Origin of the sequence: Corallococcus sp. EGB, from assembly GCF_019968905.1 — a bacterium.
Lineage (GTDB): Bacteria > Myxococcota > Myxococcia > Myxococcales > Myxococcaceae > Corallococcus.
Map to the genome: position 1 here is coordinate 9,105,041 of NZ_CP079946.1, position 21,062 is coordinate 9,126,102.

The 21,062-nt window shown below is 70.5% G+C and carries 21 protein-coding genes; 2 read left to right on the forward strand and 19 right to left on the reverse strand.

The genetic code is table 11. The features are described 5' to 3' along the window. Positions 1 to 200: 200 nt before the first annotated feature. From KYK13_RS37265 to KYK13_RS37295, 7 genes are all read right to left on the reverse strand, one after another. Complete coding sequence (locus tag KYK13_RS37265) at positions 201 to 1,364, reverse strand: alanine--glyoxylate aminotransferase family protein (protein ID WP_223639866.1); 1,164 nt, start codon at positions 1,362 to 1,364, stop codon at positions 201 to 203. A 162-nt stretch (positions 1,365 to 1,526) separates the two neighbouring features. Further along, a complete protein-coding gene (locus tag KYK13_RS37270; protein ID WP_223639868.1) occupies positions 1,527 to 2,432 on the reverse strand; it encodes a zinc metalloprotease in 906 nt (301 codons plus the stop codon). Positions 2,433 to 2,658: 226 nt separating this feature from the next. Further along, entirely contained in the window at positions 2,659 to 3,561 is a 903-nt protein-coding gene (locus tag KYK13_RS37275; RefSeq protein WP_223639870.1) for a zinc metalloprotease, read from the reverse strand. A 249-nt stretch (positions 3,562 to 3,810) separates the two neighbouring features. After that, positions 3,811 to 5,013, reverse strand: a complete 1,203-nt coding sequence (locus KYK13_RS37280; RefSeq protein WP_223639873.1) for an MlaD family protein — start codon at positions 5,011 to 5,013, stop codon at positions 3,811 to 3,813. Further along, positions 5,010 to 5,837, reverse strand: a complete 828-nt coding sequence (locus KYK13_RS37285; protein ID WP_223639876.1) for an ABC transporter ATP-binding protein — start codon at positions 5,835 to 5,837, stop codon at positions 5,010 to 5,012. The genes KYK13_RS37280 and KYK13_RS37285 overlap by 4 nt, the downstream gene beginning before the upstream one ends. A gap of 13 nt (positions 5,838 to 5,850) precedes the next feature. Next, a complete protein-coding gene (locus KYK13_RS37290; RefSeq protein ID WP_223639879.1) occupies positions 5,851 to 6,645 on the reverse strand; it encodes an ABC transporter permease in 795 nt (264 codons plus the stop codon). Continuing rightward, positions 6,642 to 7,148 carry a hypothetical protein gene (locus KYK13_RS37295; protein ID WP_223639881.1) on the reverse strand — a complete coding sequence of 169 codons (507 nt, stop codon included), beginning with the start codon at positions 7,146 to 7,148 and terminating at the stop codon, positions 6,642 to 6,644. The genes KYK13_RS37290 and KYK13_RS37295 overlap by 4 nt, the downstream gene beginning before the upstream one ends. A gap of 262 nt (positions 7,149 to 7,410) precedes the next feature. On the opposite strand from KYK13_RS37295, the gene KYK13_RS37300 reads away from it, so the two are divergent. Then, a complete protein-coding gene (locus KYK13_RS37300) occupies positions 7,411 to 7,797 on the forward strand; it encodes a hypothetical protein (RefSeq protein ID WP_223639883.1) in 387 nt (128 codons plus the stop codon). Here the strand turns inward: KYK13_RS37300 and KYK13_RS37305 are convergent, their stop codons facing one another. The 7 genes from KYK13_RS37305 to dnaN all read right to left on the reverse strand — a co-directional run bounded on the left by KYK13_RS37305 (position 7,798) and on the right by dnaN (position 15,040). Then, positions 7,798 to 8,928 (reverse strand): DNA replication/repair protein RecF, encoded by a 1,131-nt coding sequence (locus tag KYK13_RS37305; protein WP_223639885.1) that lies wholly within the window; start codon positions 8,926 to 8,928, stop codon positions 7,798 to 7,800. It abuts the gene before it with no gap. 98 nt (positions 8,929 to 9,026) lie between these two features. After that, complete coding sequence (locus tag KYK13_RS37310; RefSeq protein ID WP_223639887.1) at positions 9,027 to 9,938, reverse strand: type VI immunity family protein; 912 nt, start codon at positions 9,936 to 9,938, stop codon at positions 9,027 to 9,029. After that, a complete protein-coding gene (locus KYK13_RS37315) occupies positions 9,935 to 10,720 on the reverse strand; it encodes a hypothetical protein (protein ID WP_223639889.1) in 786 nt (261 codons plus the stop codon). The genes KYK13_RS37310 and KYK13_RS37315 overlap by 4 nt, the downstream gene beginning before the upstream one ends. A gap of 8 nt (positions 10,721 to 10,728) precedes the next feature. Beyond that, complete coding sequence (locus KYK13_RS37320; RefSeq protein WP_223639891.1) at positions 10,729 to 11,799, reverse strand: site-2 protease family protein; 1,071 nt, start codon at positions 11,797 to 11,799, stop codon at positions 10,729 to 10,731. Next, positions 11,792 to 12,526 carry a hypothetical protein gene (locus KYK13_RS37325; protein WP_223639893.1) on the reverse strand — a complete coding sequence of 245 codons (735 nt, stop codon included), beginning with the start codon at positions 12,524 to 12,526 and terminating at the stop codon, positions 11,792 to 11,794. The genes KYK13_RS37320 and KYK13_RS37325 overlap by 8 nt, the downstream gene beginning before the upstream one ends. A gap of 82 nt (positions 12,527 to 12,608) precedes the next feature. Further along, the gene (locus tag KYK13_RS37330) at positions 12,609 to 13,820 is read right to left on the reverse strand and encodes a hypothetical protein (RefSeq protein ID WP_223639894.1); all 1,212 of its coding nucleotides are present in this window, start codon (positions 13,818 to 13,820) and stop codon (positions 12,609 to 12,611) included. Positions 13,821 to 13,933: 113 nt separating this feature from the next. Continuing rightward, on the reverse strand, positions 13,934 to 15,040 hold the full coding sequence (gene dnaN, locus KYK13_RS37335) for a DNA polymerase III subunit beta (RefSeq protein ID WP_223639897.1): 1,107 nt from the start codon (positions 15,038 to 15,040) through the stop codon (positions 13,934 to 13,936). A gap of 262 nt (positions 15,041 to 15,302) precedes the next feature. Between dnaN and KYK13_RS37340 the strand changes: the two genes are divergently transcribed. Continuing rightward, on the forward strand, positions 15,303 to 15,809 hold the full coding sequence (locus tag KYK13_RS37340; RefSeq protein ID WP_223639900.1) for a DUF6748 domain-containing protein: 507 nt from the start codon (positions 15,303 to 15,305) through the stop codon (positions 15,807 to 15,809). A gap of 47 nt (positions 15,810 to 15,856) precedes the next feature. Here KYK13_RS37340 and KYK13_RS37345 read toward each other — a convergent pair whose 3' ends face one another. The 5 genes from KYK13_RS37345 to KYK13_RS37365 all read right to left on the reverse strand — a co-directional run bounded on the left by KYK13_RS37345 (position 15,857) and on the right by KYK13_RS37365 (position 20,897). Further along, a complete protein-coding gene (locus KYK13_RS37345; protein ID WP_223639903.1) occupies positions 15,857 to 18,121 on the reverse strand; it encodes a caspase family protein in 2,265 nt (754 codons plus the stop codon). Then, positions 18,118 to 18,942 (reverse strand): DUF4384 domain-containing protein, encoded by an 825-nt coding sequence (locus KYK13_RS37350; RefSeq protein ID WP_223639906.1) that lies wholly within the window; start codon positions 18,940 to 18,942, stop codon positions 18,118 to 18,120. The genes KYK13_RS37345 and KYK13_RS37350 overlap by 4 nt, the downstream gene beginning before the upstream one ends. Then, positions 18,939 to 19,418, reverse strand: a complete 480-nt coding sequence (locus KYK13_RS37355; RefSeq protein WP_223639909.1) for an RNA polymerase sigma factor — start codon at positions 19,416 to 19,418, stop codon at positions 18,939 to 18,941. The genes KYK13_RS37350 and KYK13_RS37355 overlap by 4 nt, the downstream gene beginning before the upstream one ends. A gap of 189 nt (positions 19,419 to 19,607) precedes the next feature. Further along, a complete protein-coding gene (locus KYK13_RS37360; protein WP_223639912.1) occupies positions 19,608 to 20,138 on the reverse strand; it encodes a hypothetical protein in 531 nt (176 codons plus the stop codon). A 9-nt stretch (positions 20,139 to 20,147) separates the two neighbouring features. Next, a complete protein-coding gene (locus KYK13_RS37365; RefSeq protein WP_223639915.1) occupies positions 20,148 to 20,897 on the reverse strand; it encodes a hypothetical protein in 750 nt (249 codons plus the stop codon). Positions 20,898 to 21,062: the final 165 nt, after the last annotated feature.

The following is a 21,062-nucleotide window of genomic DNA, read 5'->3' on the forward strand; positions in this document are numbered from 1 at the left end:
CTTTCCCCCTCACAGGTGCCGGGGCCCACGCCCCGCTCACACCGTGCAGCGCAATCACACAATTCCACAAAAACGACAAGAAATCCAAGGAAGCCAGGAAGTACCTGCCATTATCCCGGAGTTTACCCCAATCTAATAGGGGCGCGGATGGCCGTTCTTGAACACTGAGAAAGGCTGAGGTCCGCGCCCCACACAGCGTCCTACCCGGAGAGGACGGCCTGGGCGGCGGAGACGGCCGTTCCGGAGGCGGCGGCGCGGTGGCCGGCGGCGCTGAGGGCGCGTTCGATGGCGCCCACGGTGACGAGCACGTCTCCGGCGCTGACGCGGTTCATGTGCCCCACGCGGAAGTAGCGCGCCTTGATTTCGGGGTGGAGGCCGCCGGCGATGGCGACCCCTTGCGCCTTCACGCGGCCCACGAGCGACGCGTCCACGCCGTCCGGGTAGTACACGGCGCTCAGGGTGTTGGCGGCCACGGCCTCCGACGCGGGGACGAGCCGCAGACCCAGCGCGCTCCAGGCGGCACGGAAGGCGCGGGCCATGCGGCGGTGGCGCTCGAAGCGGGGCTCCATGCCCTCCGCCAGGATCTGCCCCAGGCTCACGTCCAGCGCGCACACCAGGGGCGTGGGCGGGGTGGCGAAGTAGGCGGGCTTGCCGGCCTCGTAGGCCTCCATCACCGGCAGCCACTCCGCCCAGTCCGCGTACACGCTGGCCACCGGCGCCTTGCGCGCCCTCCACGCGGCGAGCGCGCGGGGGCTCACGGTGAGCAGCGCCAGGCCCGGCGGCACCCCCACCGCCTTCTGGCTGGCGGTGAGGTACACGTCCGCGCCCCACGCGTCCTGGTGGAAGGCCTCGCCGGCGGTGGCGCACACGCCGTCCACCACGGCCAGGACGCCGTGCTGGCGCGCGGCCTTCACCAGCGGCTCCACGGGCGCGAGCACCGCGGTGGAGGTGTCCACGTGGGTGACGGTCATCAGCTTGAAGCCGCCGCGCTGGAGCTCCGCCTCCACCTGGGCCACGTCCGGGGTGCTGCCCACGGCGCCCGCGCGCACGTGCGTCACCTTCGCGCCGTGGCGCTCCAGGATGTGGGCCATGCGGTCGCTGAAGTAGCCGGTGTTCACCACCAGCGCGCGGTCGCCGGGCTCCACGATGTTCGCCACGGCGAGCTCCATGGCCAGCGTGCCGCTGCCGGAGACGACGAAGGGCTGCGAGCCGGGCGCGAGCGACACCTCGCGCAGGCGCTTCAGGGCCCGGCCGAAGGTGGCGATGAAGCCTGCGTCCAGGTGTCCGGGGACCGGCCCGGACATCGCCTGCAACACCTCCGCGTCCACGTCCACCGGCCCGGGAATCATCAACAGGTCTCTCACGGCGCCACGCCTCCTGAGGCCCCCCTTTCCCGATGAGACGGCGGAGGGCGGCCCCCCACTGTGGCCAGCGCGCGCCCGGCTTGTCCACGCTGGAAAATGAAGACGCCGGAGTCCCGTGCACTGGGGACTCCGGCGTCTGGAACTTCATAGGCCGAACGTTGACTAGCGGTACGTCGCCGTCACGCTGTCCGCGCGGGCCACCTGGCCGGCGGTGAACGAGTTCATGCAGCTGTCGTCCGTGTAGTCCATGAAGTTGTAGATGGGGTCCGCGCCGCCACCGGCGCAGGTGTCGCGGCCCGCGGGGCAGCCGTACGCGGGCGAGGCCTCCGGCGGCGTGTCGCTGACGGAGTCACCCGGGCTGGCGCAGCCGCCCTGGAACGTGTGGTACAGGCCCACCCAGTGGCCGACCTCGTGCGTGCCCGTGTCGCCCAGGTTGTAGGGGGACGCCGTGCCGCCGGGGACGCTGCTGTAGAGGATGACCACGCCGTCCATCTTCGGCGCGCTGCTGTAGCTGGAGGGGAAGGTCGCCCAGCCCAGCAGGCCACCGCCGATGTTCGCGGTGTAGAGGTTGAGCGACTCCTTGCCACCCTTGCGCAGGGTGTTCTTCATGCTCGTCTCGGCCGGGCTGTTCGGCGTGACGGTGTACCAGGTGCTGTTCGTGGTGCGGTCCGTGCCGGCCAGCGTGAACTTGAACGGGGTGTTGGCGTACGCCGCGTTCAGCACGTTCATCTGCGCGGTGATCTGCGAGTCCGGGATGTCGCCGTTGGCGAGGCCCGCGCCCTTGTTGATGACGTGGAAGTACACCGGCACGTTCACCGAGCCCACCGCGCGCTTCGCCTGCACGCGGCCCGCGATCGCCGCTTCAACCTCCGCCTTCTCCTGGGCGGACAGCTCCACGGTGGCGCAGCCGCGGTGCGGAATGGCCTGCGCGTTGGTGGTCTCCTCCGCGGGAGCCGCGGGAGTCTGCTCCTCGGAAGTCGGGGCGCTGCTGCTACAGCCCGCCAGGGACATCAGGGTGCCAACAACCACCGCGATACGGCCACCGCGCTGCGCGACGTGACGGAACATGTTTCCCGACTCCTAGGAAAGTGGGTCATCCAGAAATACACGGATGAAACCGCCAAAGTCAACGGGCCATGAAAAGCTGAATTCTCATCGAACTCTCATCAGGCGAACCGCGCGTCCCCTGTCGCGACCTGTCCTGTCTGTGTTTCATCCCGAAGCAGGAAGGCGCCGGAGTCCCCCTGCGAGCGGGGACTCCGGCGCCTTGGACTTCAGGAAGCGAGGCCGGGGACTAGCGGTACTGCGCCGTCAGGCTGTCCGCGCGGGCCACCTGGCCCGGCGTGAACTCGTTCATGCAGCTGTCGTCGGTGTAGTCCATGAAGTTGTAGATGGGGTCCACGCCGCCGCCGGCGCAGGTGTCACGACCCACCGGGCAGCCATAGGCGGGCGAGGCCTCCGGCGGCGTGTCGCTGACGGAGTCACCCGGGCTGGCGCAGCCGCCCTGGAACGTGTGGTACAGGCCCAGCCAGTGGCCGACCTCGTGCGTGGCCGTGTCGCCCTCGTTGTAGGGGGCCGCGGAGCCGCCGGGGACGCTGCTGTAGAGCATGACCACGCCGTCCATGGAGGGCTGGCTCTTGTAGCTGGAGGGGAACGTCGCCCAGCCGAGCAGACCGCCGGACAGGTTCGCCGAGTAGAGGTTCAGCGCGTTGGCGCCGCCCTTGCGCAGCGCGGACTTCATCTTCTTCTCCGCCGCCGTGCCCTGGCCCAGGTTGAACCAGGTGCTGTTCGTGGTGCGGTCCGTACCGGCCAGCGTGAAGTAGAACGGCGTGTTGGCGTACGCCGCGTTCAGCACGTTCATCTGCGCGGTGATCTGCGAGTCCGGGATGTCGCCGTTGGCGAGGCCCGCGCCCTTGTTGATGACGTGGAAGTACACCGGCACGTTCACCGAACCCACCGCGCGCTTCTCCTGCACGCGGTTGGCCAGCGCCGCTTCAATCTCCGCCTTCTCCTGCGCGGACGGCTCGATGGTCGCACAGCCGCGGTGGGGAATGGCCTGCGCGGTGGTCTCCTCCGCGGGAGCCGCCGGAGTCTGCTCCTCGGAAGTCGGGGCGCTGCTGCTGCAGCCCGCCAGGGACATCAGGGTGCCAAAGACAACGGCGAGACGACCACCACGCTGCGCGACGTGACGAAGCATCGTTTCCCAACTCCTAGAGAAATGGGGCGGAAAATTGATACACGGATGAAACAGAGAAAGTCAAATCACGCGACAATTTTGAACTTGGCGTAAACCACCAAAGACAAGCCAAGCGTCACAGGCCGGGATGCGGCCTGGCGGTGTTTCAGCCCGTGAAATGAAAAATGCCGGAGCCCCTGGACGGGGACCCCGGCACGGGAAAAACGGCCACAGCCCGGCGTACTTTTTTTCCCGGACCTCCCGGAAGGCTCAGGGAGCGGAGGGGGTGGGCGCGCCGTCGGGCTTCGCGGGGGTGCCCCCGTCGTCGGGCGTGAGCGGGGTGGGCGCCGTCTGGGGGGCGCCCACCCGGTCCAGGTTCTCGCGGTTGCTCACGGAGAAGCGCACCAGGGCGCGGAGGATGCGGTTGCGCTTCACGTTGCCCAGCACCTCGCGCAGGTCGTCGTAGACGGTGGGGTCGTTGACGAGCGCGCCCAGGGTGCCGTCCCCCCGGGCCACGGTGGCGGTGATCTGCTTGATGTCCGCGGCGGCGCTGCCCAGGTCCGCGAACATGCCCTTCGCGTCGCCGTAGATGAGCTGGTGCACGGCGCCGTTGGGGCTCTTCTTCGCGTCCTCCAGCAGGCCCGCGAGCTGGCCGGCCGCCTCGCCCAGCTCGCGCATGGCCACCGCGCCGTCCTGGCCGTAGATGAGCGCGTGCGCGGTACCGTCCCCCCGGCGCACCTCGCCCAGGATGGCCTCCACGTGGCCCAGGGCTCCGTCCATGCGCTTCGCGGCGCCGGACGCGTTGGCCAGCAGCGTGTTCACCTCCTGGCCCATGCGCGGGTCGTAGATGAGGGCGTGCAGGGCGCCGTTGCCCTTCTCCACCTCTTCGATGATTTTGCGCAGCGAGGCGACGCTCCGGGCCAGGTCCTTGGACAGGTCCGGGTTCGTGTAGGTCTTCACGGCGTCCTTGAGGGACTCGCTGATTTCGACGGAGTTCTCCATCACCCGGCTGGCGCTGGTCATCAGCTTGGACAGGTCCCCGCCGCTGGCGGACTTCACGACGCCGCCGGGCTCCACGGGCGGCTGGTCCGCGCTGCCCAGGGAGATGTCCACGGCCTTGTCGCCCAGCACGCCCATGCTGGTGAGGCGGGCCACGGAGTCCGCGCGCACGCGGTTGGCGTAGGCGCTGGCCACCTGGAACTCCACCTCCAGGCGGCTGTCCTTCAGGTCCTGGGAGAAGGACACGCTGTTCACGCGGCCCACCTTCAGGCCGCCAATCCACACGGGGGACTGGTCGCTCAGGCCGTCCACGCTCTGGAAGTAGGCGCGGAAGATGACCTGGCGTTGGAAGAGGTTGGACTCGCGGCCGATGAAGAAGACGACGACGCCGGCCACCGCCAGGCCGACGGCGACGAAGAGGCCCGCCCGCACGGCCAGGCGTTTCTCCTTCGAGGTCGAGGTGAAGAGACTCATGGTGTTCCTCGGGGGTTCAGCTCCAGGCGGCGCGCGTCGATGAAGGCGCGCACCTCCGGCACCTGGGAGCGGCGCATCTCCTCCGGGGTGCCCACCTGGACAATCTTGCGGTTGGCCAGCATGGCCATCCGGTCCGCCAGCACGAAGGCGCTCACCATGTCGTGCGTGACGACGATGGAGGTCGCGCCCAGGCGCTGCTTCATGGACTCAATCAGCTCATTGATGGTCTGCGTGGTGACGGGGTCCAGGCCCGTCGTGGGCTCGTCCCAGAGGATGACCTCCGGGTCCGTGGCGATGGCGCGCGCCAGCCCCACGCGCTTGCGCATGCCGCCGGACAGGTCCGACGGCATCAGCTTCTCCGTGTTGGGCAGGTCCACCAGCTCCAGCTTCTCCGCCACGCGCTTCTGGACCTCCGCGCGGGACATGGTGGGGAAGTGTTCGCGCAGGGGGTACGCCACGTTCTCCGCCACGCTGAGCGAGTCGAACAGCGCCGCGCCCTGGAACACCATGGCCACGTGCTTGCGGACCTCCAGGAACTGCGCCTCGGAGAACTTCGCCAGGTCGTAGCCCTCGAACAGGATGCTGCCGCCGTCCGGGTGCATGAGCCCGATGAGGCACTTGAGCAGCACGCTCTTGCCCACGCCGGAGCCGCCCAGCACCACCAGCGTCTCGCCCGCGCGCACGTCCAGGTCCACGCCGTCGTAGATGCGCTTGGGGCCGAACTGCTTGATGAGCCCGTCGAAGCGGATGAGCTCCTCGCCCGGCGTGGGCTTGCGGAACGTGAACGGGACGGCGGGGTCTCTGTGGAGGTGGGCCTTGCGCATGGTGCGGGCGGCTTCAGAAGTAGAGCGTGATTTTCGTGATGAAGAAGTCCGCCAGGCACACGGTGACGGAGGTGATGGCCACCGTCTGCGTGGTGGCGCGGCCCACGCCCTCCGTGCCGCCCTCCACCGCCAGCCCCTTGAAGCAGCCGACGATGCCGATGATGAGCCCGAACACCGCGCCCTTGATGACGCCGGAGACGAAGTCGCCCATCAGCACTGCGTCCAGCGCGCCCTGGGAGAACTGATCCAGCGGGATGCCGTATTGGGACTTCACCACCAGCGCGCCCGCCACCAGGCCCACCACGTCCGAGAACACGGTGAGCACCGGCAGCACGATGAGGCACGCGAACACGCGCGGCACCACCAGCTTGCGCAAGGGGTCCGCGCCCAGCGCGCGGATGGCGTCCACCTGCTCCGTCACGGTCATGGAGCCCAGCTCCGCGGCGATGCCGGACCCGATGCGCGCGCCCACGGTGAGGGCGGTGAGCACGGGGGCCAGCTCGCGGAACAGCGTGAGGATGACCACGCGGCCCACGGTGTACTGCACGCCGAAGCGGGCGAGGAAGTAGCCGAACTGCAGGGAGATGACGAGCCCCGCGAACGTCGCGGTGAGCAGCGCGATGGGCAGCGAGCGCACGCCCAGTGATTCGGTGTGGAAGATGAGGCCGGCCCAGTCATAGGGCGGGCGCACGGCGCGGCTGAACACCTGGCCGGTCATCACGGACAGGGCGCCCAGGGACTCCATGCGCTCGCGCAGGCGCTCCTTGAGGCTGGGGCCGCCGGCGAAGAGCTTCGCCTCGGGCATCATCGCCGGCGCTCCCCGTGGAAGCCTTGGAAGACGCTCTCGAAGTCCGCCATGCGCGCGTCGGCGGTGCCCACGGGGGCGACGTAGCTGAAGTCGAAGACGCAGTTGTCCTTCTTCAGCACCACCAGCTCCAGCGACACGGGCACGCCGTCGAGCTTCGCGATGTAGCGGCTGCGCAGGGCCTCGCGGCCGTCCAGGGGGAAGGTGCGCTGGCCCAGGTCCTGACGTTCGGTGAAGCCCATGAGCAGGTGCTTCGTGAGGACCTGGAGGGACGGGTCGTCGTAGTCCCGGCAGGTGGAGTTGACCGCGATGACGCGGCCGGTTTCGCCGCGCTCCACGAAGGCGAGGTCGTTGTCGGAGAAGCCGCGGCGCTCCCAGACCTCATTGGAGAGCGGGCCGACGCTGTACTTCACGTCGGGCTTCTGGAGCACCGAGTCCTTGAACGTCGGGCGGTGGCACCCCGCGAGGAGGGCGGACAGCACGAGCGTCAGCAGCAAGCGCGGCATGGCACCATTTCAAGCGTCCCGGGGGCCCGGTGGGACGGTGGGACCTCGTCATGGTGCACGCCCGGCGGCTCCGCAAGAACTTCGTCGGAGCCAACGGGAGCGAACGTCGACTTCCGGGCCCTGGGCCGCGTATTCCGGAGGGGGTCCGGGGGCCGCTCTCCCGCCGTGTCCCCGGTCGGACTGGGGAAGGTGGGGTGCATGCGGGCATGAGCAGGGCGCATGTTCAGCCGGGAGCCGGGGGACTCTCACCGAGGAGGATGAGATGGACGGCGGACTGGCGATATTCGGATTCGGATTGTTCCTGCTGTCGATTGCCAACCTGTACGCGCGCACGGCGTACTGGCTGGCGTGGCCGCTGCTGGCGCTCTCCATGCTGACCATGGGAATGGCCTGGAGCGAGTCGAAGCGCCTGCGGGATTTGTCGCTGGGGCTGTCGGCGGTGCTGGGGGTGTTGTTCATCATCGCGCTGGCCACGGGCACGGCGTGGTGGCTGACGCTGGCGGTGTTCCTGTTCGCGGTGGCGTTCGGGCTGCTCTGGGCGGAGTTCCGCTTCGAGTACTTCGGGCACGTGACGCGGCAGGAGCTGCCCCATCACCCGGGCCGCAGGCCGGTGCACTGGCCCTGGCACCACCGGCGGCGGGTGCACTGACTAGGGGGCGGGCGGTGCCTCGGTGGCCACCTGTCCCGCGTGGACGGTGAGCCAGAGGGTGTCACTGGCGGCGGCGGCCCGGACGAGCCCCGCGTCGGTGGTGGTGAGGAAGACCTGCGCGCCGCTCCGGGCGAGGTAGCCCATGAGGTAGGCATTGCGCTCGGGGTCCAGTTCGCTGGAGACGTCATCCAGGAGCAGCAGGGGGAGGAAGCCCATGGCGGCCTCCAGGTTTTCAATCTCCGCGATCTTCCAGCCCAGCACCAGGGCGCGCTGCTGTCCCTGGCTCGCGTAGGCGCGCGCGCTGCGGCCGCCCAGCGTGACGGAGACGTCATCCACGTGCGGGCCCACGGAGGTGAAGCCGCGGTCCAGGTCGCGGCGCAGGCGCGCGGACAGGGCCTCGCGCAGGGCGGAGGCGAGCGCGGCCTCGTCGGCGTGGGCGAAGTCCGCGCCGAGGTGCGCGGGGTGGTAGCCGTAGACGGCGGGGTCGGCGGTGCGGCCGATGGACGCGAAGGTGGCCTGGGCGCGGGGCGCGAGCTCGGCCATCAGCGCGCGTCGGCGGGCGTAGAGGCGCGCCCCCGAGCGGGCGAGGGTCTCGTCGTACGCGTCGAGGTACGCGGCGTCGACGGTGGCGCCTTCACGCAGCAGGCGGTTGCGGTTCTTGAGGGCGCGGGCGTACTCGCGGCTCTCCTTGAGGAAGGCGGGGAAGCGGTTGAAGACGGCGCGGTCGAGGAAGGCGCGGCGGGCGTCGGGGCCGCCCTTGATGACCTCCAGGTCATCCGGGGTGAAGGCGACGACGGAGACGCCGCCGAAGTAGTCCTCGAGGCTGGCGGCCTTCTTGCCGTCCACGAGGGCCTGGCGGGTGCCGCCGCCGACCTCGACGGAGATTTCGCGCTCGGCGCCCTTGAGGAGGAAGCGGCCGGTGACACGGGCGGCCTGGGAGCCCCAGCGGACGAGTTCGGAGAGGCGGCCGGCGCGCAGCGGCTTGAGGGTGGCGAGGAAGTAGAGCGCCTCCAGGAGGTTGGTCTTCCCCTGCCCATTCTGGCCCACGGCGATGGTCGCGTGGGTGCTGGGCGCGAGCTGCACCGCCGGGAGGTTGCGGAAGTCCTGGACCTGGAGCGAGAGGAGGCGCACAGCGTCACCGAGAAGGGGCCGTCCTTCGTACTACAGATGCGGCGGCCGGCGGTGCGCGGGATTCAGCGGGTGATGCCTGGCTGGTGGGCGCGGGAGCGCTACGGACAGAGCCGTCGCCGCCAGCGGTCCAGGTAGCTCCCGATCCCGGTGTCGTTCTCTCCTGGCTCGTACATGAAGGGTTTCAACAGGCAGGCCAGGGCGCGGTACTGGGGTGGAACGGCTGATGTCTCGATGTCGATGGCCTCGGGCCATTCGCTCAGGGTCAGCAGCAGGCGTTCGTGGTCCATGGGGAGGAAGGAGACCTCCGGAAACGGGAGTGCCTGCCGCAGCGCTTCAATGCCACCGAGCCGGTCCAACAGCGGTGGGCCCAGGAAGGTAAGCCAGTGGGCGCCCAGGGCGTGGGTCCCGATGACGTAACCGAGGCTGGCGACAGCGGGCAGGTCCACCCCTAGATAGCGCGCGGAGTATTCTTCCAGGACCTTCCAGTCCCCTGCGGTCCAGGAGCCCGATCGAGAGGCAAGGGCGAAGCTCGCGTAGCCGAAATGGAAGGGCAGCTCCCGAGCCAGCTCCACCACCAGGGCACGCATCCGCTGGGGGCCCTGTTCCAGGAGGAACTCGGTCGGAAATGTGAAGGACATCGCTGTGGCGGACGCATCGCGGATCGGGGGCTCGATCCGCCAGCTGTGGTACTCGAACTGGTACCCTCCGGTTCCTCCAGGCAGGTCGGACAAGTCGACGTGCCAGGCCAGGCGGGAGGGTCGCTCCACCATCCGCTTGCGAATGACTTCCCATCCGTCCGCATCCAGCTCAAGGACATCCCCATCGTCCGCGCCGTACCAGTTCAGCGACTGCGGCGGGATGGCTCGAACGTAGGCCTGCAAGGCGCGCCAACACGCCTGGGTCACGATCCTGTGGTCGTGGGGGATGAAGAACGCGACCACGACACCGTCGCGGGCCGCGACCGCGCCATCCCTGTAATGAAGACGAAGGGTCGGGAAGTTCGCGCTCATGGCTGGCCCACAACTCCCTTGCGAGGAGAAACGAGCCGGGCTCTCCCACCAAGCGCCTCCTCGTAGACCTTCTCCTGCGTTTTTCCATCGTAGGGACTGCCCTCCCCATAGACGGTCCACTGCGGTTCGTTGCTTTCAGGGCAGGGGAACTTGAAGTCGAGGATGAGCGCGGCCTTGTTCAGACTCCGGTCCGCATGGAGGACAAGGTCCGGCTTGATCGTGCCTCGGAGCTCATCGGTGCAGCCCTCGGCGAGCATCCGCGTCTCCTTCTCCCGGCTGAGGGGCTCCACGAACCGGGCATTCGGATAGTAGCGATAGCGCTGCTCGATGCTGTAGGGCGCGGCCCATAGCTCCTTGAGCACCTCCTCCGCGCACTGAAGAGCCAGGACGTGCTTCTGCTTTCCGAGCTGCATGGCCCGGGTGATGGGGTTGCCGCAGCGGTCGCGCCCCACCACCTCGCGGCACTCCTGCCGCGTCGGAGGACGGCCCTGGAAGAAATGCGCATTGCCCTGACGCTCGGCCTCGACGGCACATTCCACGAGTCGCTCCTCCAGCTCATCCGCGCTGTGGTCCCGCTGCATCAAGCCGAGGATGACCGGGGCGGCCTGGACCAGGACAGAGGCCGTGGTGGAAGAAACACCCTGCTCGGCGACAAGGGCCGCATGACGCAGCCTCGCGGCGGTCTCCGTGTCGACGAAGCGCAAGTCACCGTGCGCGGAGCGCCGCGTGCTCCCGCCAGCACAGGCCGTGAGCAGCGCGATGGCCGCGCACAGTTTCGCCATCACCTGCGTCACAGCGCCGCCGTCGCTCCCGTCCAGTGCTGCGCGGCCCAGCCCAGCGCGCCCAGGCCCACGACCAGCGCGCTGTATTCCACCAGCGTGCGCACATCGCCCTTCTCCGACGCGGGCGTGAGCAGGGCCCGGAACATCGCCACGCCCCCGATGAGCAGGAGCAGGTTCTCTCCCGTGGCGAACCACGTCGCGCCCAGCACGGCCACCGCCATCCACCGCTGCGGACGCGCCAGCGCCCGGAACCCTCTTGAACCGTCCAACTGCCACAGCGGCACCAGGTTGAACAGGTTCAGCCAGGCCGCAGCGTGCGCGATGGCGCCCAGGGCCTTCCACCCCGTCAGCACCGCCGCCACCAGCGCCGCCACCGCCGCCACGCTGCCCCAGATGGGCCCCGCCAATCCCACGCGCGCGTCCTCGCGCTCATCCACCGGCACCTGCTTCAGGCGCACGAACGCGCCCAGGCCCGGGATGAACATGGGCGCGTCCGCCTTCATCCCCAGACGCCGCAGCGACGCCACGTGACCCATCTCGTGTACGTAGATGCAGGCCACCAGCCCCAGCGCGAAGCTCCAACCCCACATCGTCCAATACACGCTCGCCGCGAACATCATGGAGAACAGCGTGCTCGCGTTCGTGAGCCCGAGCAGCAGCAGCTTCCCCTTGCCCAACACCAGCGCCAGCACGAACTTGAACTTCCACAGCATCAGCCCCACCGCGCCCATGCTGGCCAGCGCCTTCGGCATCCCCGAACGCTTGCGCTCCGCCTCCGCCAGCGGCACCGCCAATCCCTGCGCATCCGCCTGCTGACTCAGCGCCGTCACCCTCGCCGTCACCTGCGCGTGCTGCGACGTGCCCGGCGGCAACAACTCCAAGGCCTCACGCCACAGCGCCAGCGCCTCCACCGGCGCGCCCCGCGCCGACGCCGCCTGCGCATCCGCCGCCAACTGCGTCAGCCGCTTCGCGTGCACCAGCCGCTGGCACGACGGACACGTGAGCCGCCGGGGCGACAGCTCCGAACCACACCCCTCACACCGCTGCGTGAGGAGCGACGCCGCGAGCGACTCAGCCAACGGCCTGCTCCTGCCCCGCCGGCGCGGCCTCGCCCTCGGCCGGCGCCTCCTGGAGCTTGTACGGCCCGCCGATGTTCAGCTCCGTCCGCTTCGTGCGGCGCCACGCCTCGAACAGCGCGAAGCCGTAGATGAGCCCGGACATGGGACTGTCGAGCGCCACGAACACCGGCGCCGCCGGAGTCACCACCACGGTCCCCACCAGCGCGGCGAACTTCTGGACCCCCTCATCCACCGGCTCCGCGTCCGCCGGCTCCTCCGCCTGGGAGGACGGCGCCGACACCGCCTTGTACACATCCGGTGCCAGCGACGCGGCCACCGACAGGTACGTCAGCACCACCGCCAGCGACTGGTAACCCCTGCCGCCGCGGCCCTCCGAGCCCTTGAACACCGCCGTCCCCACCATCCACCCCACCAGGATGGCGACGAGGCCGATGTTGTAGCCCGACAGGCTCACCACCCAATAGACGAGCGCCCCCGCGATGGCCGCGCCAAAGCCAAACACCGACGCCTTCAGGAAGCGCTTCACCTTCGAGCCGCCCGTCATCGCCGCTTCCACGTTCTCGCGGCAGTCGGGGCACAGCAGGCGCGCGTTCAAGTCGTAATACACACTCTTGATGGCGCGCTGGCAGAGGGAGCACTTCGGCGCCGGGGGCGCTTCGGTGAACTCGGCGCGGTCGAACTGGAGCGGCGCCGCGTCATCGGACGGCGGAGGAACAGGCTGGGTCATGGGCGGGGATTCCGACAGGGAAAGGAATCAGCCCGTCCAACCTAACAGAAGCCTGCCACCGGCCCCAAACCGGTGTCTGTCTTCAGCCGCCCTGCCGCAGCGCCGCGTGACGCGCCGCCTGCACCAGCGCCACCAGGTCCCCGTTCCGGGCCACGTCGCCCCCCGCGGGCTTCGCGTGCTCCGGCGAGAACAGCCGCGCGGGCGTGCGCGCCTGGCCCCGCAGCATCACGAAGAGGCGCAGCGCGTCCCGCAGGGCCTCCGCCTCCGGCCCCTCCTCCGCGCGCGCCCGGAGCGCGGCCTGCTCCAGCCGCGACCACGCGACCTCTTCATTCCACGCACCCCGCGGCCGCTCGCGAGACAGCGCCGCCAGCGCCGCCGCCGTCTCCACCAACCCCGCGCGCCCCTCCGTGAAGACGCTCCGCGCGGACAGCCGCAGCGCCGGGTCCTCCGACAGCGCGGCCCGCCAGGACAGGAGCGCGGGCAGCTCCACCTCGCGCGGCACCACCGGCGACAGCTCCGCCTCCAGCACCGCGCGCACCCGCACCCGCGCCACGTCGTGCCAGAAGGCCGCGTGCAACAGCAGCTCCGGCCCGCTGCGCGCCACCCGCGTCGGCGCCCGGCGCATGCGCCGCTGGAGGAAGTCCTTCACCCGCCCCCGGCTGTCGTAGCGCTCCAGCCGCTCCCACAGCGACACCAGCGCGGCGGCCCCCAGGGGCAGCGCCCGGGCCAGTTCCCGCGCCTCCTCGTCCGTGAAGGCCGGCGCCCCTTCCGTCACGGGGCGCTTGAACACGCGCTCGAACACCTCGCCCGCGGCGCACGCGGCGCGCAGCTCCGGCAGGTTGCGCGGCAACAGCTCCACCGCCTGGGCCCAGACGCGGCCCCCCAGGAGCGGCGCCGCGTCCAGCACCTCCGTCTCCAGGCGCAGCAGCCGCTCGCCCAGCGTCGTGGGCCCTTCGCCCTCCGCGCCGTCGGACGCGCTGGCGGCCAGCCGCCGCTCCGCCGCGCGCTCCACGGCCTCGCGCAGGCGCTCCACCTCGTGCATCAGCCGGACGGGCGCGGCGTCGCGGGGCCAGCCCTCCGCCTCCACGCGGCGCCGCAGCGCGGCCAGCGTCGCGTCCACCTCCGGCTGGGCGATGGCCACCTCGCGCAAGAGCTCGAAGTGGTTGCGGATCCGGTCCTTCCAGAAGAAGGACTCCAGCACCCCCTTGAGCGCGCGGTAGCGCAGGCGCGTGGCCTCCAGGAGGTCCGCTCGGTCCTCCAGCCGCGCTCTCAGGTCATCTGGACGGGTGGCCACGCCCCCATCATAGGAAGCCCCCGCGCCGGGCGCAGGCTCCCCCATGGCGCGGAGCGTCGGACGTGGAACGGTGGCGTCCCCTCCGGCGTGGGAAGGTGGACGCCCGGGCCGGCTCAGACGCGCATGGGCATGACCACGGCGGTGAAGCTGCGGTCGCCGGGGCCGTGCAGGACGCCCGGGCTGTGCTCGTCGCCCAGCTCGAAGCTGACCTCGTCCGTCTCCGTCACGCCCAGCACGTCCATCAGGTAGCGGGCGTTGAAGCCGATGGTGATGTCGTTGCCCTTGTAGTCCACGTCCAGCGCGTCGCGCGCTTCACCCAGGTCCGGGTTGCTGGCCGTGATGAGCAGCTTGCCCTTCTCCAGCCCGATGCGGATGGCGTTGCTCTTGTCCGCGGACAGCAGCGCGATGCGCTTGAGGCCTTCCAGCAGCCGCACCTTCGGCACGAGGACGACCTTCTCGCCCTCCTTGGGGATGACGCGCTGGTACTCCGGGAACTGCCCGTCGATGAGGCGCATCACCATGGTGAGGCCCGGCTTCTTGAACAGCGCCGAGTTCTCCGCGAACCCCAGGTGGCACTCCGCGTCCGGGGCCTCGTCCAGGAGGCGCTTGAGCTCCATCAGGCCCTTGCGCGGGATGATGACGCCGCTCTTGAGCTTGAAGTCGCCGGACATCTCGCGCTCGATGAGCGACAGCCGGTGGCCGTCCGTGGCCACCATGCGGACCTTGCCGCTGGACTGCGGCTCGAAGAAGACGCCGTTGAGGATGTAGCGCGTCTCGTCGCTGGAGATGGCGAACTGGGTCTTCTTGATCATCTCCAGCAGCACGTTGCCGGAGATCTGCACCAGCGGAGCGTTCTCCTCCTTGGGCAGCTTCGGGTACTCCTCGGCGGCCATGCCGACGATCTTGAAGTGCGCGGAGCCGGAGGAGATGTCGACGTAGTTGTTCGCCAGCTTCTTGAGCGTGACCTCCGCGTCCGGGAGGTTCTGCACGATGTCGAAGACGTACTTCGCGCTCAGCGTGACGGCGCCCGGCTTGGACACGTCCGCCTGGTGCTCGGACACGATGCCGATGTCCAGGTCGAAGGCCGTGACCGTGACGCTGCCCTTGTTCGCCGTGAGCAGCACGTTGGCGAGGATGGGCATCGTCGTCTTGCGCTCCACGATGCCCTGGGCGCGGTAGAGGGCCTTCTTCAGCTCGTCGGCGGCGATGCGGAATTCCATCGTGGGCGTCCTTACAGGTCACGGCCCCGGAGGCCGATCTCTTGGGGCGCGGGTGTACAACGAACGGTCAACCCCTTCCACCCTCTTGGCGGCGCTTTATGGCCCCACTCCGCCTGCTTCCGGACTGTCCGGGAGCCCATGTAGGACATGGAGGAAAATCGCCCCTGTCGCCCTGGCAGGCGGGCGCGCGGCCGGGCAGAGTGGACCCGGCCGTGCCCCTCCCGCGTTGAAGGAGGGCCCCCGTCCTCCTTCCGGAGTCGCCATGAACGCCCGCTCGCTGATCCTGTCCGCCGTGCTCGTGCTCGGCCCGGTGGCGTGCAGCACGCCGTCCTCCCCCACCACGCAGCCGTCCGGCGGCGATGTGCCCGGCGCGGCGGCCCCCGCCGACCTGAAGCGGACCGAGGTGGAAGCGCCCGCGGACGCCGCCAACGAGCCCGGCACGGCCGCCCCCACCCCCTCACCCGGAGACGCCACCATGACCACCAGCACCGTCTACATCATCAAGGACAACGGCAAGCGCTGCTTCGCGCCGCCCTGCGACCACTACGACCTGTTCAGCGCGGACGCGCCGGACAAGAAGCTCCAGACCCTCCATGAAATCGACCTGAGCGCCATCACCGGCGGGGACTCCGAGAAGACGGGCGAGCTGCTCCAGCGCGCCGCCAAGGGGGGCCCCGGCCTCAAGGTGGAGGGCTCGCTGGACAAGCGGCTCAAGGCCGGCCCCGCGGGCGACGCCGTCGTCCTGCGCGCCACCCGCGTCGTCGGCTGAGGTGCGCTCCCCTCCGGGACCGCGTCCCGCGCGGTCCCGGCCGAAGCTCAGAGCCGCACGCCCATCTGGAAGCCGGGCCAGCGCTGCATGCGCGTGTCCGTGCCGATGTTGCGCGAGCTCACCGGCAGCGTGGAAAGCTTCGCGAACTCCGGCTCCCCCCAGGTGAAGGCCACGTTGTAGGTGGGGCCAGCGAACACGGCCAGCCTCGGCATCACCTGGAAGCCCAGCATGGCGCGCGCCTGCGTCAGCAGGGTGTTGGACGCGCCGGAGAACGGGTGCTTCGTGGAGAGCACCTGGCTGCCCGCGACGTCCGCGTCCACCCAGAAGCGCGAGCCCAGCGGGATGTGCCCGCCCACGCCCAGGCCCAGGCTGAAGCGCTGGAAGCGGTCGTCCGGTCCGATGCCCGCGAGCAGCGTCGTGTAGAGGTACCTGCCGCCGAACTTCAGCGCCAGGTTGGTGAGCTGCACGTCGCTGCCGAACACCTCCAGGTGCAGCTGGCCCTGCTTCTCGTAGGAGACCAGCCCCAGCGGCACGCCGCTCACCGCGTCGGAGACGTTCACCAGGCCCAGCTGCATGCCGTGCACCGTGTCCGCGACGTTGATGATCCCCAGCTGCATGCCGGTCACGTCGCCGCCTACGTTGATCAACCCCAGCTGCATGCCGGTGAGGGACGGCGCGCGGTTGAGCAGCACCGACCCCTGGAGGCCCCGCGCCGCCGTCGTCACGGAGTTGACGCCCAGCGCGAACTGGATGCCCTTCATCGTGCCGTTCGCGTGATTGACACCCAGTGACAGCTGCACCCCGGTGGCGTTCGAGGTGGTGACGTTGGCGCCCAGCGCCGCCTGCACGCCGCCCAGCGCGCCGCGCGCGATGTTCGCGCCCACGGCCAGCTGCCCCACGCCGTCCACGTCTCCGTTGGCCACGTTGAGCCCCAGCGCCGCCTGGGCGCCGGTGACCGACCCGCCCGCCACGTTGGTGACGAGCGACAGCTGCGCGCCGCTCACGTCGCCGCCGGACGTGTTGAAGCCCAGCGCCATGGCCAGGCCGGACACCTCCGCGTCGTACACGTTGCCCGCGAAGCCCAGCGCCAGCCCGCCGCCCAGCGCCGCGCCGCCGTTGACCACGCCCAGCGCGAAGCGGTTCTCCACCTGCGCGCGGCCCGCCCTCAGCGTGTTGGTGCTCATCGCCGGGACGAGGCTCAGGTTCACCGGCAGCTGCACGCGGCCCTGCGGGGCCACGGCCACGCCGCCGCCACCGCCGCGCATCACGGTGGGCTCGTGGCCCACGCCCAGGAAGTCGCCGGGAGCCAGCGGCGTGCGCAGGCCCTCCTTCAGCGTGAAGGCGGCCTCGGACACGCCGCCGTCCCACTCGCGCCGGGCGCGGTAGGCGCCGGGGGCCAGGCCCAGCTCGGTGGCGCGGCCGGGCTGCTTCTGCACCTCCACCACCAGCGTGCCCACCGCGTCGCGCACGTACAGGCGGCCCTCCAGCGGCTCGGTGAGGACCAGGCCCGCGGTGGTGGCGCGCAGGTCGGTCATCACCAGGTCGCCGGTGCCGGCCAGCTCGATGTCGTAGTTGGGGTGCTGCGCGCCGCCCTGCGTGCGCTCGGTGCGCGCGAGCGTTTCGTGGAACGCGAACTGGTAGGCCTCCGTGAGGGTGACGCGGCCGTCGTGGGTGACGTCCGCGGCCCCGCGCAGGCCGGACAGCAGGTGGTGCGTGAAGAACGAGCCGCCCAGCCGGTCCGACTCCTGCGACGCCTCGTCCGCGCTGGACGAGGTGAGGATGGCGTGGCCCTTCACCTGGATGCCGGAGTCCACCAGGAACGCGGGCCGCGCGACGCCGCCCTTCTTGCGCGCGAACGCGCCGGACGCGCACGAGTCCAGCACCGCGATGCGCACGTCCGCGGGCAGCCCCTCCAGCGAGCGGCGCAGCTCGCCGTAGTCCAGGCGCTGGCCCTTGAGCAGCAGCCCCTCGTCGTCCGAGTGGCCGGAGTAGTACAGCAGCACCTCCACGCGGCGGGCCCCGGAAGCGCGGATGCCCTCCGCCATGCGGCGCACCTTGTCGAAGCCGGCGAGCACGCCCGCGCGGTCCACGTCCGTGAGCAGCACGCGGTCCTGGGGCAGCACGCCGCCCAGCTCCGACAACACCGTGGAGAAGGCCTTCGCGTCGGTCTCCGCGTAGCGCAGCCGCACGCGCTCCGGGCCGCCGTCATTGACGCCCACGAGCAGCGCCAGCCGGCGCACGTCGGCGGACTCGGCGGCGGAGGCGGGGGTGGCCGCGGCCAGCGTGAACAGGAGGATGACGAGCGCTCTCATGGGGAGGGCTTCTCCAACAGGAAGGACGTCTGGTCCAGGCCCGCGGGCAGGGTCAGCGGCGCGGTGCGCGCCTCGGGGGATGCGGCCAGGACGCGCGCGGCGGCCATCACGCCCTCCAGTTCGAAGGGGGCGTCCGCGGTGACGAGGAAGAAGCGCTCGAAGCCGGGGGCGTCGTCCAGCTCGTAGGCGCGGGGCAGGACGTGCGCGCCACTGCGCTCCAGGGGCGCGGAGGTGTCCCCCTGGGAGGGCAGGTGCGGGGTGACGGTGCCCCGGCCGTCCACGGAGAGGATGACGCCGTGGGCGTGGCCGGCGGCGGTGTACGACAGCTGCACCACGTCACCGGCCTGGGCCCGGGCGCCGTCGGTGAGGCGCTCGGTGCGGGTGGCGACCTGGCGGTGGACGTCGAGCCGGGGCTGCAGCCCCTTGCTGCGCGTGGGCTCCAGGACGCCGGGGGAGGACGTCGCGGCCCACGGGTCGTGCGCCTCCTGCTGCTGGGACGCCCCCGGCCGGACGAGGACGACGAAGGCGGCGGCGGCGAGCACCGGCACCAGAGCGGGCAGGAAGCGCCAGGAAGGGCGCGATGCGGGGGCCTCGGCGGGGGGTGTGGCGCGGGCGAAGCGGGCCTTCACCTCGCGGGCGACGCGGTCCGGGGGCAGCGCCTCCAGGGTGGCGCGCGAGTCGGCCTCCAGGGCGGCGAGGCGGGCGGGGCCGTCGGGTTCGCGGGACAGGCGGTCGCGGGCGGCGGCGAGTTCGTCCGGGGGCAGCTCCCCCAGGGCGATGCGCTCCAGCAGCCAGTCCGGGGTGCGGTGGGGGGACGTCATGCGGCCTCCAGCTCCTGCAGGACAGCGGACAGGGCCCGGAGGCGCTTGCGCACTCCGGACACGGACAGGCCCACCTCGCGGGCGGTCTCCTCCAGCGTCATGCCGTCCACCAGGTGGAGCACGGCGATGTCGCGGCTGGACGCGGGGACGCGGCCGAAGAGCCGGTCCAGCAGGCCCCGGGCGGCGGTGCGCGCCTCGGTGTCTCCGGACGCGGCGATTCTCAGCACCAGCTCGTCGTCGCGGTCCTCGGGGCGCCGCTTGGCGCCGCGCAGGCGGTTGAGGCACACGCGGGTGGCAATCTGATGCAGCAGGCTGGAGGGTCCGGCGTCCTTCAGGGCGGACTGGTAGCGCAAGAGCTGAACGAACACGTCATGCATGGCGTCCACGGCCTGTTCCTCGTCGCGCAGCAGGAAGCGGCAGCGCCGGAGCACCTGGGGGCCATAGCGTCGGTAATAGGCCTCCACATCGACGGACACCGCTCGCGCCTCCCGGTTGGACAGGGGAACACCGGCGCCCCGCGAATCTGTCACCGGCGTTTTGACGAAAGCGGCGTCCCTACCCCGTTTCCCCCACCCAGGCCACCCACGGCCGGGAAAGGAAGGCCTGCACGTCCGCTCGCCGGATCCATCCTGGGCGAGCGGAGCACACCCGCCCACCCCAAGCCCTCACGGTCCCGCATCCCCCCCGTCTGCCGGAAGCACTCCCTGGCTCGGGGGCACGAGGACGGTCTGCACCCCGCCGTCCGGCAGCATCACGCCCCGCAGGTCGTCGTCCGCGTCCACACCGTCGACGACGCGCCGGAGGATGCGCCCGTCCGGACGAAGCGCGTACTTCGCGCCGGAGTCGAGCGACGGGAACCGCCGTCCACACGCTGCGGGATCCTCCTCCACGTAGACGAAGAGGATGCCGTCCTGCCGGAGGACCCGGTACGAGTAGGACTCCGGCCGGCTGTCGCACGACGTCGTCGCGCTCCCCAGCGGGAACAGGTCCTGCGAGACGATGGACAACGCGCGCAGGGTCTCGCCATCCAGCACGACCGGTTCACCGGCGTGGATGACGCCTGCATCGGAGGACACCGGGAAGCGGACGGCCCGGTCCTCCAGGACCGGAGCGGAAAGAGGCTCGGGCCTCCGGGCACAGCCCATCAGTCCCAGCACCAACGCGGCCGCCCTCAGCGACATGATCCGCTCCCGCATGCGGCCTTCCTACAGCGCATCCAGCCGGTAGGTGCGCTCATCGAGCCACTCGACGATGCCATGGGACTCCTGCCTCCAACGGCCGCCCGTGCGCGTCCACAGCATCATCTCCCGGGAGGCGGGAACATACTGGTAGAAGCCGTCGCACGTGGGCGCGTTCGCGTCCCTCGACCGGGAAAAGAACGCGATGATGGACAGGCGGATGCGCCCCTCCCGCGTCAAGACCTCCCAGTCGTGGACGGTGGCCATCGACTCGATGAAGCGCAGGTCCCGCGCGGAGAGGCGCGTCCCGAAGGGATGGTTGTGCAGCGCGAAGATCTGCTTGAGGGTGCCGGGCGCGTAGCGGGGATCGTCCACGAACGGAGGCAGTGAACAGCTCCGCATCCCGCGCACCGCGTCCCCCGGACGGGATGAGTCCGACAGCATGCTCATCTCGTATCGTCCTTCCGGCGTGGCGTAGAGCCAGGCGCAGTACTCCGTCGCCATGCGGACGGCCACCTCGGGCTGCGTCTCCTGGAGGGCCACCACGGACGCATTCGGCTTGGAGAGGATGAGCGGACAGGCTGCGGACAGCGCATCCGCGGCCAGGTCGAAGGGCCCGAAGTTCTTCATGGGTCCTGGGATGTGCTCCTGCGACGCGCCAGGACTGGGGCGCCAGACCCCTTCCACCTCCCGTGGCCCCGAGCAGCCCGCCAGCAGGGCCAGCCCCACCGCGAAGCCCCAGGCAGACCAGCAATAGCTGCCATGCATGTAATCCATTAAATCATGCCGCAGACTGAGCGCACCGCCTGGAAGCCCGCTTGACCTGCAAGCAAAAAAGCAATTGGACGCCCCGCCGGACGGGTGAGTGTTCACTTACGGATGCGGGCGGGCGGTCCAGGGTTTAACGGAAGCTGGAACGCCTCTACCCTGTCCCGTCCGCCA

What these genes read in the sequence shown, in the direction of transcription:
- KYK13_RS37310 (WP_223639887.1), bottom strand. Translation starts at nt 9,938, where the DNA reads ATGAGCGCGAACTTCCCGACCCTTCGTCTTCATTACAGGGATGGCGCG.
- KYK13_RS37360 (WP_223639912.1), bottom strand. Translation starts at nt 20,138, where the DNA reads ATGCGGGAGCGGATCATGTCGCTGAGGGCGGCCGCGTTGGTGCTGGGA.
- KYK13_RS37325 (WP_223639893.1), bottom strand. Translation starts at nt 12,526, where the DNA reads ATGACCCAGCCTGTTCCTCCGCCGTCCGATGACGCGGCGCCGCTCCAG.
- KYK13_RS37285 (WP_223639876.1), bottom strand. Translation starts at nt 5,837, where the DNA reads ATGCGCAAGGCCCACCTCCACAGAGACCCCGCCGTCCCGTTCACGTTC.
- KYK13_RS37280 (WP_223639873.1), bottom strand. Translation starts at nt 5,013, where the DNA reads ATGAGTCTCTTCACCTCGACCTCGAAGGAGAAACGCCTGGCCGTGCGG.
- KYK13_RS37290 (WP_223639879.1), bottom strand. Translation starts at nt 6,645, where the DNA reads ATGATGCCCGAGGCGAAGCTCTTCGCCGGCGGCCCCAGCCTCAAGGAG.
- KYK13_RS37275 (WP_223639870.1), bottom strand. Translation starts at nt 3,561, where the DNA reads ATGCTTCGTCACGTCGCGCAGCGTGGTGGTCGTCTCGCCGTTGTCTTT.
- KYK13_RS37350 (WP_223639906.1), bottom strand. Translation starts at nt 18,942, where the DNA reads ATGACGTCCCCCCACCGCACCCCGGACTGGCTGCTGGAGCGCATCGCC.
- KYK13_RS37270 (WP_223639868.1), bottom strand. Translation starts at nt 2,432, where the DNA reads ATGTTCCGTCACGTCGCGCAGCGCGGTGGCCGTATCGCGGTGGTTGTT.
- KYK13_RS37300 (WP_223639883.1), top strand. Translation starts at nt 7,411, where the DNA reads ATGGACGGCGGACTGGCGATATTCGGATTCGGATTGTTCCTGCTGTCG.
- KYK13_RS37345 (WP_223639903.1), bottom strand. Translation starts at nt 18,121, where the DNA reads ATGAGAGCGCTCGTCATCCTCCTGTTCACGCTGGCCGCGGCCACCCCC.
- dnaN (WP_223639897.1), bottom strand. Translation starts at nt 15,040, where the DNA reads ATGGAATTCCGCATCGCCGCCGACGAGCTGAAGAAGGCCCTCTACCGC.
- KYK13_RS37295 (WP_223639881.1), bottom strand. Translation starts at nt 7,148, where the DNA reads ATGCCGCGCTTGCTGCTGACGCTCGTGCTGTCCGCCCTCCTCGCGGGG.
- KYK13_RS37340 (WP_223639900.1), top strand. Translation starts at nt 15,303, where the DNA reads ATGAACGCCCGCTCGCTGATCCTGTCCGCCGTGCTCGTGCTCGGCCCG.
- KYK13_RS37315 (WP_223639889.1), bottom strand. Translation starts at nt 10,720, where the DNA reads ATGGCGAAACTGTGCGCGGCCATCGCGCTGCTCACGGCCTGTGCTGGC.
- KYK13_RS37365 (WP_223639915.1), bottom strand. Translation starts at nt 20,897, where the DNA reads ATGGATTACATGCATGGCAGCTATTGCTGGTCTGCCTGGGGCTTCGCG.